A 13593-nucleotide genomic window follows, 5' to 3' on the forward strand; every position below is an offset into this window, starting at 1 on the left:
TCGTCGTCTCAAGGGCGCCGAGGGCGCGTGTCGGCGGCGGTCACCGGTGTGGGCCGGGACAGGCTCCTGGTCCACACCGGTCGGCCCGGTCCATCGGAGGTGATCCCCGGTGACGACTCCAGGTGAGCCGCGCACCCTCGCGGACAAGATCAATCAGCTCTTCCGCACGATCCACCCCCGGGATCGCGGGCCGTACAGCAACGAGGAGGTCGCCTCCGCCATCCGCGACGGTGGCGAGAGCATGTCGGCCACCTACCTGTGGATGCTTCGTCGTGGCGAGCGCACCAACCCCACGATGCGCCACCTACAGGCCCTGGCCGGGTTCTTCGGGGTCGCCCCGGCGTACTTCTTCGACGAGGCCGTTACCCGCCGCACCGACCGCGACCTCGAACTGCTTTCCAGCCTGCGCCAGCTGGGCGCCAAGCGGGTGGCGCTGCGCACCGTGCTGGAGAGCGCCGGGCTCTCCGAAGCCAGCCAGCGGCTCGTGCAGCAGGTCGTCGACCGCTGCCTCGAGCTCGAAGGGCTGAGCGACGAAGACAAGCCGGACGGATCGAGCGTCGCGTCCGGGCGGGAGGCGCGATCGTGACCCCGTGGCTGGGCTGGGACGAGGGCAGCGAAGACCGGCGGCGGATGCGCCGCCAGTGCGCCCGGCTCGTGCGCGACATCAGCGTGCCCGTGCCGTTCGACGCGGAGGCGCTGTGTCGCGAGGTGGGTGACCGGATCGGTGAGCCGATCCACCTGCTCCCGGTCGCGATGCCCGCCGACGGGCCCTCCGGGCTGGTGATCAGCGGCAGCCGGGCGCACTACCTCTGCTACGACAGCGGCACCCGCCCGCTCCACCAGCAGCACATCATCGCCCACGAGCTGGGCCACCTGATCGCCGGCCACACGACCGGCCACATCGAAGACTCCGAACCGGGCACGCCCGCCCTGCTGTCCACACTGGATCCGATCGTCGTGCGGCAGGCACTCGCGCGCGACGCCGGCTACGACCGCCGCGAGGAGGCCGAGGCGGAGATCATCGCCGAGCTGCTGCTGCGCCGAGCCCACTCCTGGGCGCCGGAACGCACCTGGCACGTGCCGATGGACGCCGTGGACGTGGTGGCGCGGATCGAGCGCTCACTAGGGTGAGCCGGTGAGCACGCCATCAGACTCAGCGGATACGTGACCGACGAGCCGTAGCATCGGGGAGACCGTATGCACCAGGTGCTTTACCCGGCGCTGGCCGCCGTGGCCTGGATCGGCCTCGCGGTCAAGATCCGCGACCTGCGCCGCGGGCGCAACCCGTCGCGGATCGCCGTGTGCGGCGCGCTGGCCCTGCTCGGCTCCACCTTCACCGTGTCCACGCCGGCGGTGTGGAGCTGGCTCGACCGCGTCACCGGCGTACCCAACCTCGCCGCCCTCTGGGCACACCTGTGCGTGGTGGCGTTTTCCGGCACGGTGCAGCTGCTCGTGCTGTGGTGGGTCAACCCGCCCGAGGTGGCCCGGCGGCGGGCCCGCGCGCGGCTCACCCTCCTCGCGGTGGCGGCGGTGGCGCTCGTGGTGCTGTTCCTCGCCGCCGGGCCGACCGAGCCGCACACCACCGACTTCGTGACCACGTACGCCGAGCGCCCGATCTTCGCCGCGTACCTGCTCGTCTACCTCTCCGCGTTCGCACTCGGCATGGTCGACGTGGTCCGGCTCTGCTGGCCGTACGCGCACGTCGCCGGCCGTTCGTGGCTGCGGCGCGGCCTGCGCACCACCGCGGTCGGCGCCGCGAGCGGGCTGGTCTACGCCGGCGTCCGGGTCGCCGACGTGATCGGCGCGCAGGCGGGCGCGGACATCCGCCGGTGGGAGCCGCTCGCACCGCCCGCGGCGAGCCTCGGCGCGCTCCTGGTCGTCCTCGGGCTCACCATGCCGGCCTGGGGTCCGCGGCTGTCCCAGTTCCGCGGCTGGGTGCGCCGCCGCCGGCAGTACCGGCAGCTCCAGCCACTGTGGTCGGACCTGCACCGGCTGATGCCCCAGATCGCGCTCGACCCGCCCGTCGCCGCCCCGCTGTCCAACCTGGACCGCCGCCTCTACCGCCGGGTGATCGAGCTGTACGACGGCTCGCTGGCTCTCCGTCCGTACCTGGACGAGGCCGCCGCCAGCCGCGCCGGGCGGATAGGCACGCGCTTGGGGCTGCGCTCAGACGACCTGGCGGCGGTGATGGAGGCGGCCCGGCTGCGCGGCGCGGTCCGGGCGTACGCACACGGATCGCCGCGAGCGGCCGAGGAAGGCGACGGCGCCGGCGAGCCGGCGCCCGGCCGCCCGGACGAGGGCACCGACCTGGCACAGGAGGTGGCCCGGCTCGTCCGCGTGTCGCGCGCCTACGCCGGCTCGCCGGTGGTGGCCGCCGCGGTGGCCGGCCGCGACGCACTTCCCGCCGAAGAGACCGAGGTGGCGATGTGAGCGCAGATGTGGGACCCGCTCGGAAGATCGCGCTGCCGGACGGGTCGCCCGTCTGGCTGGTGACCCGCTACGCCGAGGTGCGGGCGGCCCTCGCCGACCCGCGGCTCTCGCTCGACAAGCGGCACGCGACCGGCTGGGCCGGCTTCACGCTGCCGCCCGCGCTCGACGCCAACCTGCTCAACATGGACCCGCCGCAGCACACCCGCATCCGTTCGCTGGTGAGCCAGGCGTTCACGCCACGGCGGGTCGAGGAGATGCGGCCCGGCGTGCAGCGCCTCGCCGACCGGCTGATCGACGCGCTGCCCGCCAGCGGGCCGGTCGACCTGATCGCCACGTACGCCGAGCCGCTCCCGATCGGGGTGGTCGGCGAGATGTTCGACGTGCCGCTCGAAGACCTCGCGCGCCTGCGCGGCTGGACCAACGACATGGTCACCAGCTCGCGGGAGGCGGCCGGCGCGGCGATCGTGTCGATCCACCACTTCCTGTCCGAACTCGTCGCGCACCGCCGCGCCACGCCCGGCCCCGACCTGCTCTCCGCGATGATCGCCGCGCGCGACGAGGGCGACCGGCTCTCCGAGGACGAGCTGACGTCGCTGGCGTTCCTGGTGCTCTTCGCGGGCTACGAAAACACCGTCAACCTGATCGGCAACGCCGTCCTGGCACTGCTGCGCGACCGGGGCCTGGCGGCCACGCTCCGCGCCGACCCGGCACTCCTGCCGTCCGCTGTGGACGAACTCATGCGCCACGAACCCCCGGCGCCCGTGTCGATCCGCCGCTTCCCGACCGAAGACGTGACGATCGGCGAGGTGACGATCCCCAAGGGCGAGACAGTGCTGCTCGGGCTGGCGGCGGCCAACCGTGACCCCGCGCGGTGGCAGGACCCGGACACGGTCGACCTCGGGCGGGCGGAAAACCCGCATCTCTCGCTCGGCCACGGCATCCACTACTGCCTGGGTGCGCCGCTGGCCCGCCTGGAGGCGCGGATCGCCGTCGGCACGCTGCTGCGCCGGCTGCCGGATCTGGCGCTGGCCGTGCCGGTGGAGGAGCTGCGGTGGCGGCCGACGTTTCGCGCCCGAGGCCTGGTCGAGCTGCCGGTGCTTTGACATGCCCCACGTCCGCGTTTGGTCGCCCGTCGTGCCCCCGCGGGACCAGCCGTCAGCCGCCGACTGATTGTCACTGTGCGCGCGTGGCATGGCGGCCCCGGCGCTGGTGGATGACGGCATGGGCTGGGCTTCGCGCGATCGCTGCGCTTGGCTCAGTGCGGCGATCGCTCCGCTGGCCTTCGATATTCATGCCGGTCCGAAGAGTAGATCTAGACGATTTTGGGTTTGGGGACGACCACAAGTCGTCTAGAGACCCTTCGGGCTCGGGGGGATTTCGGCCGCTGAATCCCTTATTTAGACAGAGATTTGAGCTACCGCGACGTCCGTCGTGGTCCGGACCGCTGCTCCCGCGGCCTCACCCGTCCGCCGCTGGTCACGCTCACCCCGCACCAGGCGGTGGTCGACGTTTGTCCACAATGCCTGCTGCCGGATCGGCGATCCGGGAAGTAACCGGGGTTTCGTCGCCGCGAGTAACCGCCGCCGCGGTGTGCGCGATGCGAGAATCTCGAAGTCCCGGCGCTGGGCCTGGTTACGCTGCGTCAGGGTGGCGGGGGTTGGGGTCTGCCACTGCCCGCGAAAGACCCCCCCTCGGGGCTTGTCTCGCGGAGCTGGCAGTGGACGGCCGGGGCTTTCGGCTCGCTCTGCGAGCCGCCGGCCGGGAACGGTGCCCGCGGGAAAGCACCCCAAGAAAACGCTCCGCTGCGCTCCACGTTTCCCCGGGGACCCGCACATACGGCCCGCCGCTGACGCGGACGTGGGAAAATCCGCCTCGACGTAATGCCACGACGGGCGGCGACCCTGACCCCGAAACGCGTCTAGATCTACTCGCTGCCCACTGGGCCTTGGTCATGCATCATGCGGCGTTCTGTGAAAGTCGAGAGTGGAGAGCGGACCTAGATCCAGCGGCCGCCCAGCCACATGCGGGCGGACCAGTCTTCGTATGGGATGGATTGTCCGACGAAGATCGGATAGAAGTACGCGAAGCAGATGGCGACCAGCAGCACGTAGGCGCCGGCGATCACGGCGCCGACCATGCGCCGGTCGACGCCTGAGTCTGGTGGTCGGCCGTCGGTGGTGGCCAGGGATCTGGCGGGTGTCATGATCGCGCCGAGCACGTAGACGACGGCCAGGATCAGGAACGGCTCGGCTGGCAGCGCGTAGAAGGCGAACATCGTGCGGTGCTGTGCGGCGAAGTAGAACCAGGGCAGCAGCGCGGCGGCCACGCAGAGGAGGATCGCGCCGGCGCGCCAGTCGCGGCGGGCGATGCCGAACCAGGCCAGCGCGGCCAGTGCCGGGATGAACGACCACCACAGCAGCGGCGTGCCGAGCAGCAGGATGTGCGAGGCGCAGCTGGAGGCACCGCAGGCGCCGTCGGTGGTCCAGTGGAACGCGATCGGCCGGCCGAGCAGCAGCCACTGCCAGGGCCAGGACTGGTACTGGTGCTTGTCGTCGAGTCCGCTGTGGAACTTGTAGGCCTCTACGTGGTAGTGCCACAGGTTGTGCAGCGCGCCGATGATGGGTGGCTCGGAGCGGCCGTTGTCGGCGAGCCAGTGGCGGAAGTATCCGTCGTCGGTGAGGAACCATCCGGACCAGCTAGCCGTGTAGGTCAGCACCATCACCACCGCGCCGAGCAGCAGCCAGCCGGTCTCACCGATGAACGCGTCGCGCCAGGGCCTGCGCACGCCGGCCGAGCGGCGGGCGCCCACCTCCCACAGCACGATCATCAGCACGAAGACGGGCACGAACCAGATCGCGCTCCACTTGACCGCGCAGGCGCAGCCGAGCAGGGCGAACGTGGCGATGCGCCACCACGGGACGCGGATGGGCAGGCGGCCGGCGCGGCCGGGTGCGGTGGGGTCGAGGCCGCCTTCCAGGGCGCGTAGCCATCTGGCGCGCCGGGAGTCGCGGTCCATCACCAGCGTGCCGAACGCGGCCAGGATGAAGAACATCAGGAAGATGTCGAGCAGGCCGATGCGGGACAGCACGAGGTGGAAACCGTCGAGCGCCATCAGCAGGCCGGCCGCGCAGCCGAGCACCGTGGAGTGGAACATGCGGCGGGCGATGCGCACCATGAGCAGGACGGAGAGGGTGCCGATGACCGCGGCGGAGATCCGCCAGCCCCACTCGTTGTATCCGAAGGTCTGCTCGCCGATCGCGATCATCCACTTGCCGAGTGGCGGGTGGACGACGTAGGCCGGGCCGTTGTTCTTGTCGTCCCACTCCACGCCGTGTTGCAACATGTCCCAGGCGTCGGTGGGGTAGTAGACCTCGTCGAAGATCAGGCCCTTGGGCCTGTTGAGGTTGACCAGGCGGAGGATGCCCGCGATGAGCACGATGACGCCGGTGGCCAACCACGAGTACGGGTCCAGCCGCGCGTCGAACGGCAGCAGCCGCCGCCGCACGATCTCGGCGACGCCGGAACGCTCCGGCTCGCTCTCGGGCCTGTCGTCGCCATGGGCAACGACACCGGTCGTCTCGGCCGCCTCGGGTGCGGCCTCCGGTGCCGTTGGGCTGGCTGTCTGTGCTGTCGCCGCCGGGGTCACCCCGCGATCGTAGGCTGCCGGAGTGTGATCTGGCGCGCACTGCCCATCTGTTGGTGTCATGAACTTCGATGAAAGGCCGTTAGCTGTGGGTGAAACGTCCGGTAGTGGCAGGTTGGTGCTCGTTGGCGCGCCGCTCGGCAACGTCGCCGACGCTTCTGTCCGCCTGCGCGACACCCTAACCACCGCCGACGTGGTGGCGGCCGAGGACACTCGCAGACTCACCCGGCTGGCGCGTGACCTGGAGATCAACGTCGCCGGCCGGATCGTCTCCTACTTCGAGGGCAACGAGGAACGCCGCACTCCGGACCTGGTCAACGCGCTCCGCGAGGGGTCCTTCGTCGCGCTGATCACCGACGGGGGCATGCCGAGCGTGTCCGACCCCGGCTACCGGCTGGTGCGGGCCGCGCTCGACGCCGGGATACCGGTGACCGCCGTGCCCGGCCCCAGCGCGGTGACCACCGCACTGGCCGTGTCCGGGCTGCCCGCCGACCGCTTCTGCTTCGAGGGCTTCCTGCCCCGCGCCGCCGGTGCCCGCCGCGCCCGGCTGCGCGAGCTCGCCGGCGAGCCGCGCACGATGGTCTTCTTCGAGTCGCCCCACCGGGTGGCCGCCTGCCTGGGTGACCTGGCGGAGGCGTTCGGCGCGGAGCGGCCCGCGGCGGTGTGCCGGGAGCTGACCAAGACCTACGAGGAGGTGCTCCGCCGCCCGCTCGGCGAGCTCGCGGCCTGGGCCGCGGCGGGCCAGCCCCGCGGCGAGATCACCCTGGTCGTCGGCGGAGCCACGCCGGCCGACCGCGCCGCACCGCCCGCGAGCGAGGTCCGGGCCGCGGTCGCCCGCCTGGAGGCCGCGGGTACCACCCGGAGGGATGCCATCACGGCGGTGGCCGAGGAGTACGGGCTGCGCCGCCGCGAGGTCTACGAGGTGGTGCACGCCCCTCACTTGGCGTAGTACATGCCGTCGGCCTCGCGCACCTGCGCCTTCGGCGGCGCCTTGATCGGCAGCTTCGTGCCGTGGCCGCTGAACGTGGTGGTCATCGACAGCTTCGGCCCCTTGCTGGGCTCCAGCTCCACCGTGATCGACGTGACCCACCCCTTGGCGTCGGTGGTGGCCGTGAAGTCGGCGATGCGGATGCCGAGCGACACCACGCCAGGCGCGCCCAGCGGCAGAAACGGGCGGGGCCCACTCTCGGGGTTGAAGTGCCCTTGGTACTTGCCCGGCGCGGTGCGCCGCATCGAACCGATCAGCGAGCCGAACTCCGTGAGGCCGGTCGGATCGCTCATGTCGAAGTAGACGAGGCTGTCCTTCTTCACCCGGCTGAGGTCGAGGTGGACCCAGTACTTGTCACCTACGTTGCGCATGTAGTCGTGCTTGCCGACGACGATCCGGTGGGTGTGCGACGGGTACTTCCCGCCACTGGTCTTGATCTTCGCCTCGAAGAGCCGCGCCTTGGAGTCGAAGGCGCCGGACGCCTGCACACGTTCCCCATCGGGCAGGTCGCCGCCCGCGGTGTAACGATGGCTCGCCCCCTGAGTCCGTCGCAGCGCCTCGAGAAACTCGTCCCGGCCCTCGGGGAGCGCCGCGGCGGAGGTGGTGCTGCTCTCCAGCGGCCGCGGCTCGGGGTGGTCGGTGCCGATGCATCCGGCAGTGCCGAGCACGACGCCGACGAGGCCCAAACCGAGCAGGGCGGTGCCGCGTGTGGCCATGAGATCCCCCGGTGGTCGCTGGCCCTTCGGGCCGGGCGGGGGCACGCTAACGGATCGGCGGGCTTGAACGCCACCACCCTTTTCGGTCCGGAGCCGCGACCCGACAACCAGGGTGAAGTCCGCAGGGGTCGCTAGCGCGGTGGCCACAAACGTTGGCCGGCCTCGCCGGCCCGGGTGAGCGGTGGCCGAAGGCCGCCGCTCACCCGGTGAAGGTTTGTGGCCACCGCACTAGAAGGTCGCGGCCAGGAAGGCGACCGCGACGAGGAGCGGGGCGGCGAGGCCGGCGAGGGCGGCGCGGCGGCGGGAGCGGCTGTCTTCGAGCCGCAGCGCGCCGGTGGCCCACACGATGCCGAGGCCGCAGAGCACGACCAGGCCCATGCCGAGGCCCCAGCGCAGGTGCAGGACGCCGCTGGCCGCGTCGACGTAGGCGCGGCCGCTGTCCGAGCCGACCATCTTGGCGGTCACGGTGGTGCCGGCGCCGTCCTGCTCGCCGACGCCGAGCAGGCGCACGCGCTCGGCCGTGAAGGCGCCGCCCGCGGCCGTGAACTCGCCCAGGCAGCGCTGCGACACGCCGTTGCCGGTGCACTCGGTGACCGTCGCGGTGCCCTTGTCGCCGTGGCCGACGGCCAGCCAGAGCGGCTCCGCGCTGACCCACGCGAAGAACGTCGCCAGCAGCGCGAACACCAGCAGCGCGATCAAGCCGGTCGCCGGCCGGCGGGGCGGCTTGGGTGGCCGGCCGGGGCGGCCGTGCGTGGGCGGGCGGCGGGAGCCGCGGGGCATCTCCTGGACGGGCATCCAGAACGGGCGCTCGTCGGGCTCCGACACGGCCGCGATCCGGACGGTCTCCCGGGCCGCTTCGGTCTCCCGTTCGGCCCGCTCGGCCTGCACGGCGATGGGCTGCGTGATCGTGGCCTGCGCCGACGGGGCTTCGAACTCTTCGTCAGCGGGCTTTTCTTGTGCGGCGGGCTCCGGTTCGGGTGTTTCGGGCTCGGCCGGTGGCGCGACCGCTTCCGCCGGCTCGTCGAGTGGCTCCGGTGCGGGCGGCTCCTCGACGGCCTCCGCGTCTGGCGCCGCTTCGACGGCCTGTGTCTCGACGGCCTGTGTCTCGACGGCGCCCGCCTCGGTGGCCGGCGCCTCGACGGCCTGTGTCTCGGTGGCCGGCGCCTCGACGGCGTGCGCCTCGACGGCCCGCGCCTCGGCAACCTCCGCCTCGAATGTCTCCGCCTCGACGGCCTCCGCATCGGAAGTGGCCGGCGCGGGCCGCTCCTCGGCAACCGCCGGCGCCGGCTCCCCGTCCGCGGTGGGCGGCTGGGCCGCGACCGGCTCCTGGGCCGCGGTGGGCGGCTGGGCCGCGACCGGCTCCTGAGCCGCGGTGGGCGGCTGGGCCGCGACCGGCTCCTGGGCCGCGGTGGGCGGCTGGGCCGCGACCAGGGCGGGCAGCGTCTCAGGCAGCGAGTGGCCGCCGGCCGCCGGATCCGCCGGGACGGGCTCGGCCGGCAGTGGCGCCGCCAGGGTGACCGTCGGGGCGGGCGGGATCGGCTCGATCGGGCGCAACGCGGCGAACCGTGCCGCCGCGGCCGCCGGGTCGCCGCGCCACCAGGCGCCGTCGGGCCCGTCCGACGCCCACGGACTTGAACCCGCCGAAGTGTCGGGCAGGTGCGTTTCGCCTGGTTGTGGCGCTGATCCGGTCACAACCTTCATTGGACAACGCCGAGCGGCACCGAGCGCGTAGCGTTCCGCGCGTGTCGGCGAATCTCGAGTAACTAGGCTTGGGCGCTATGAGTCACGTTCTCGCGGCTGTCGCCTGGCCGTATGCCAACGGTCCGCGCCACATCGGTCATGTCTCCGGCTTCGGGGTGCCCTCCGACGTGTTCAGCCGCTACATGCGGATGGCGGGCCACGACGTGCTCATGGTCTCGGGCACCGACGAGCACGGCACGCCCATCCAGGTGCAGGCCGACAAGGAGGGCGTGACCCCGCGCGAGCTGGCCGACCGGTACAACCGGGTGATCGTGGAAGACCTGCACGGGCTCGGCCTGTCCTACGACCTCTTCACCCGTACCACCACCGGCAACCACTACGCCGTGGTGCAGGAGCTGTTCGAAGGGCTGCACCGCAACGGATACATCGTCCCCAAGGTCACGATGGGCGCGATCTCCCCGTCGACCGGGCGCACGCTGCCCGACCGGTACATCGAGGGCACCTGCCCCATCTGCGGGTACGACAGTGCGCGTGGCGACCAGTGCGACAACTGTGGCAACCAGCTCGACCCGATCGACCTCATCAACCCGCGCTCCAAGATCAATGGTGAGACGCCGCGGTTCGTGGAGACCGAGCACTTCTTCCTGGACCTGCCCGCGTTCGCCCAGGCGCTCGGCAAGTGGCTCGACTCGCGCGAGGGCTGGCGCCCCAACGTGCTGCGCTTCTCCAAAAACCTCCTGGACGACCTCCAGCCCCGCGCGATCACGCGCGACCTGGAGTGGGGTGTGCCGATCCCGCTGGAGGGCTGGCGCGACCGCACCGACAAGCGCATCTACGTGTGGTTCGACGCGGTGATCGGCTACCTGTCCGCCTCGATCGAGTGGGCCCGCCGCTCCGGCGACCCGGAGGCGTGGCGCAAGTGGTGGTCCGAAGAGCCGGTCCGCGCCTACTACTTCATGGGCAAGGACAACATCGTCTTCCACTCGGTGATCTGGCCGGCGCTCCTGCTGGGCTACTCCGGTGAGGGCGACCGCGGCGGCGAGCCCGGCCGGCTGGGCCGCCTCAACCTGCCGACCGAGGTGGTCTCCAGCGAGTTCCTGACGATGGAGGGGCGCAAGTTCTCCTCGTCCCGCCAGGTGGTCATCTACGTGCGCGACTTCCTGGAGCGGTACGACGCGGACGCCCTCCGCTACTTCATCGCCGTGGCCGGCCCGGAGAGCCAGGACACCGACTTCACCTGGGCCGAGTTCCTGCGGCGCAACAACGACGAGCTGGTGGCCGGCTGGGGCAACCTCGTCAACCGTTCGATCTCGATGGCCGCCAAGAACTTCGGCGCCATCCCACCCGCGGGCGAGTTGACGGCCGAAGACCAGGCGCTGCTGGAGACCTCCCGAAAGGCGTTCGCAGGCGTCGGGAGCCTGCTCGAAAAGCACCGCCAGAAGCAGGCGATCGGCGAGGCGATGCGGGTCGTGGGCGAGGCCAACAAGTACCTGTCCGACCAGGCGCCCTGGAAGATGAAGGACGACCCGGAGCGGATGGGCACCGTGCTACACGTGGCGCTTCAGGCGGTGAGCGACTGCAACACGCTGCTCACGCCGTTCCTGCCGCACAGCGCGCAGAAGGTGCACGAGCTGCTCGGCGGCGCCGGCGTACACGCGCCGATGCCCTCGATCGTCCAGGTCGAGGATCTCGACGGCGGCCCGTCGTACCCGATCCTGACCGGCGACTACACGGCTGGCGCGCGGTGGGAGTCGGTGCCGATCGAGGCCGGTCGCGCGCTCGCCCCGCCCAAGCCGGTCTTCCGCAAGCTCGACCCCTCGATCGTCGACGAGGAGCTCGCTCGCCTAGATCCGGGGGAGTAAGGGGCTTTTCAGGGTGTCGCGGCGTAGCGCGTACCCGGGAGACTGGCAGGCGTGAAGATGCCGGCCGCCACCCTGACCGGTGTCGTCGCGTTGGCGTTCGCCGACGCATCCATCGTCGCGCTGGCCCTCCCCGCGATCTACGCGCGCTTCGACACGACGATCGTCGGCGTCTCCTGGGTGCTGACCGGCTACGCGGTCGCGGTGACGGCCGCGGCGGTGGCGCTGGTGATCGTGCGCCGGTGGCTGCCGACCAGGCCCCTCACGATGGCCGGCCTCGCCCTCTTCGCGGCCGGCTCGGCGTGGTGCGGCCTCACCGGTTCGCTGGGTGGCCTCTTCGCTGGCCGCGTGGTGCAGGGCATCGGCGCGGCCGCGCTGCTGTCCGGGGCGCTCGAGCTGCTCAGCGCGCATGTGGGGCGGGATCGTGGCCGGCGCCTGTGGAGCGGTGCCGCCACCGCGGGCCTGGCCGTGGGCCCGGCGCTCGGCGGCGCGCTCACGGAGGCGTTCGACTGGCGGGTGATCTTCCTCGCTCAGGTGCCGGTGGCGCTGCTGGCGCTCGGCGTGCTCGCGCTGTCACCCACGCCGGCGCTGGAGCCTGAGCCCGACGTGCCGGCCACCAACCCGCTGTGGGCGACCGCCGGCTACGTCACGCTCTTCGCCGGGCTCGTCGGCGCGCTCTTCCTCGGCGTGCTGCTGCTCGTCGAGATCTGGCGGTTCAGCCCGCTCGCGGCGGCGTTCGTGATGATGGCGCTGCCGGCCGGCACGATCATCGCCAGCCGCCTGACCGCGAGCGCCGGCCCCGCGGTCCGCGTCGTGGGTGGCACTCTCGCGCTCTGCACCGGCCTGCTGGGCCTGGCGTTCCTGCCCGCGGCGGGCCTGGCCTGGGCGGCCGTGGCGCTCTTCCTGTGCGGCGCCGGTTTCGGCGTGGTCGCGCGGGTGCTCTCGGCGGCCGCGGTGCCCGCCTCGGCCCCGATCGTGCGGTCGGGCGGCTCGGTGGTGGCGGCCAAGCACGCCGGCCTGGTGCTCGGCCTCGTCGTGATCGCGCCGCTGCTGGCCGGCTCGCTCACCGACGGCGCCCAGCAGGCCGTGGTCACCGGCACCGGCGTGCTGCTCGACGCCCGCATGCCGGTGCAGGAGAAGCTGCGGCTCGCGCTCTCGGTGCGCGACACGTTCGTCGGGGCGCCGCGCGGGGCCGTGCCCGACCTGGCCGCCGCCGTCGACACCACCGACCGCGCGGAGGCGACCACCGCCGTGGTCGAGGAGGTCGACCACCGCCTCAGCGCCGTGCTCACCCGGGCGTTCCGCCCGGCTTTCCTTGCCGCCGCGGCGCTCGCCCTCCTGACCGTCCTCGCGGCCTTCGCGGTGCGCCGGCCATCCATGGCGTACCCGCGGTGGCGTGCCGGCCCGACCGCGGTGCTCGCTGTTCTCGTGCTGGCCGGGCCCGCCCTGGTCGCCGCGGAAGTGGCCGCCGGCGCCCGCGACCACGGGCGCTACCAGGAGACCGACCCGTGCGCGGCCCCGCCCGATCCCTACCCCGGCGACGGCGTCGACGCGCTGGTGCAGCGGGTGGCATACAGCGCGCTGCACGGCGCGGCGTGCGAGCTCGGCATGTCGCGCGAGCGCTTCCTGCTCGCACTGGCCGGCCAGCCCGGCTTCGCCGACGTCGACTGGGACCCGCCGACCGTCGACCGCACGGTGCGGGCCGCGGTCAACAAGGCACTCGACGACGCCGAGCAGCGCGGCGACGTGCCCGCGTGGACGGTCAGCCTGGTGCGCGCCGCGGTGCGCTCGATGCCCCTGGAAGAAATCCTGCGCATCGTCGGCCTCAGGTAGCCGCTCACCCTCAGGGCACTTCAACCAAGGTTTGAGCTACCGCACTGTCCCGACCGCTGCTTCCCCGTTTTGTCGGGGCTTGACCGCGTTGGCGGCGCGGTCGGGTGGTTGGCGCAGCGTTGATCCTTGATCGCTATCAAGCCGCCCCGTCTGCCAACGGATCGTGGTACGGAGCTGCCACTAGAGAGCTTCGCGGTCGGGGTTGGCGCGCCTGGCCACAATGCATGGTCAAATTCGAGGCAGATTTCCCAGGTCCGCGTCAGCTACGGACCGTATGCTCCCGCGGGCACCGTTCCCGGCCGGCGGCTCGCCAGGGCGAGCCGAATTCCCCGGCCGTCCACTGCCGAGTCCGCGGGACAAGCCCCCGGGTGAGTTCGCGGACAGCCGTATGCCTCTACTCCCCGACATCCTGACGTAGCGTTA

General features: G+C 72.2%; 10 protein-coding genes. 7 read left to right on the top strand and 3 right to left on the bottom strand.

Annotation, left to right across the window (positions count from 1 at the left end; all coding sequences use genetic code 11):
* Positions 1–109 precede the first annotated feature (109 nt).
* The 4 genes from ACTMTJ_RS30680 (at position 110) to ACTMTJ_RS30695 (ending at position 3533) form a co-directional block, all read left to right on the top strand.
* Complete coding sequence (locus ACTMTJ_RS30680; protein ID WP_441222051.1) at positions 110–586, top strand: XRE family transcriptional regulator; 477 nt, start codon at positions 110–112, stop codon at positions 584–586.
* On the top strand, positions 583–1131 hold the full coding sequence (locus ACTMTJ_RS30685) for a hypothetical protein (RefSeq protein ID WP_441222053.1): 549 nt from the start codon (positions 583–585) through the stop codon (positions 1129–1131). Before ACTMTJ_RS30680 ends, ACTMTJ_RS30685 begins: the two co-directional genes overlap by 4 nt.
* Before the next feature lie 66 nt (positions 1132–1197).
* Entirely contained in the window at positions 1198–2430 is a 1233-nt protein-coding gene (locus tag ACTMTJ_RS30690) for an MAB_1171c family putative transporter (protein WP_441222054.1), read from the top strand.
* Entirely contained in the window at positions 2427–3533 is a 1107-nt protein-coding gene (locus ACTMTJ_RS30695) for a cytochrome P450 family protein (protein ID WP_441222056.1), read from the top strand. Before ACTMTJ_RS30690 ends, ACTMTJ_RS30695 begins: the two co-directional genes overlap by 4 nt.
* Positions 3534–4426: 893 nt before the next feature.
* On the opposite strand, the gene ACTMTJ_RS30700 is transcribed toward ACTMTJ_RS30695, so the two are convergent.
* On the bottom strand, positions 4427–6136 hold the full coding sequence (locus ACTMTJ_RS30700) for a dolichyl-phosphate-mannose--protein mannosyltransferase (protein WP_441222058.1): 1710 nt from the start codon (positions 6134–6136) through the stop codon (positions 4427–4429).
* Here ACTMTJ_RS30700 and rsmI point away from each other — a divergent pair.
* The gene (gene rsmI, locus ACTMTJ_RS30705; RefSeq protein WP_441222059.1) at positions 6135–7022 is read left to right on the top strand and encodes a 16S rRNA (cytidine(1402)-2'-O)-methyltransferase; all 888 of its coding nucleotides are present in this window, start codon (positions 6135–6137) and stop codon (positions 7020–7022) included. The two genes, ACTMTJ_RS30700 and rsmI, sit on opposite strands and share 2 nt — an antisense overlap.
* On the opposite strand, the gene ACTMTJ_RS30710 is transcribed toward rsmI, so the two are convergent.
* Both ACTMTJ_RS30710 and ACTMTJ_RS30715 read right to left on the bottom strand, forming a co-directional pair.
* Positions 7010–7777 carry a hypothetical protein gene (locus ACTMTJ_RS30710; protein ID WP_441222061.1) on the bottom strand — a complete coding sequence of 256 codons (768 nt, stop codon included), beginning with the start codon at positions 7775–7777 and terminating at the stop codon, positions 7010–7012. The two genes, rsmI and ACTMTJ_RS30710, sit on opposite strands and share 13 nt — an antisense overlap.
* Before the next feature lie 228 nt (positions 7778–8005).
* The gene (locus ACTMTJ_RS30715) at positions 8006–9469 is read right to left on the bottom strand and encodes a hypothetical protein (protein ID WP_441222063.1); all 1464 of its coding nucleotides are present in this window, start codon (positions 9467–9469) and stop codon (positions 8006–8008) included.
* Between the two features lie 86 nt (positions 9470–9555).
* On the opposite strand from ACTMTJ_RS30715, the gene metG reads away from it, so the two are divergent.
* Together metG and ACTMTJ_RS30725 are read left to right on the top strand one after the other, a co-directional pair.
* Positions 9556–11340 carry a methionine--tRNA ligase gene (gene metG, locus ACTMTJ_RS30720; protein WP_441222065.1) on the top strand — a complete coding sequence of 595 codons (1785 nt, stop codon included), beginning with the start codon at positions 9556–9558 and terminating at the stop codon, positions 11338–11340.
* 57 nt (positions 11341–11397) lie between these two features.
* Positions 11398–13170: an MFS transporter gene (locus ACTMTJ_RS30725; protein ID WP_441222259.1), complete on the top strand. Its 1773-nt coding sequence runs from the start codon at positions 11398–11400 to the stop codon at positions 13168–13170.
* Positions 13171–13593: the final 423 nt, after the last annotated feature.

Origin of the sequence: Phytohabitans sp. LJ34 (genome assembly GCF_052068095.1) — a bacterium.
Lineage (GTDB): Bacteria > Actinomycetota > Actinomycetes > Mycobacteriales > Micromonosporaceae > Phytohabitans.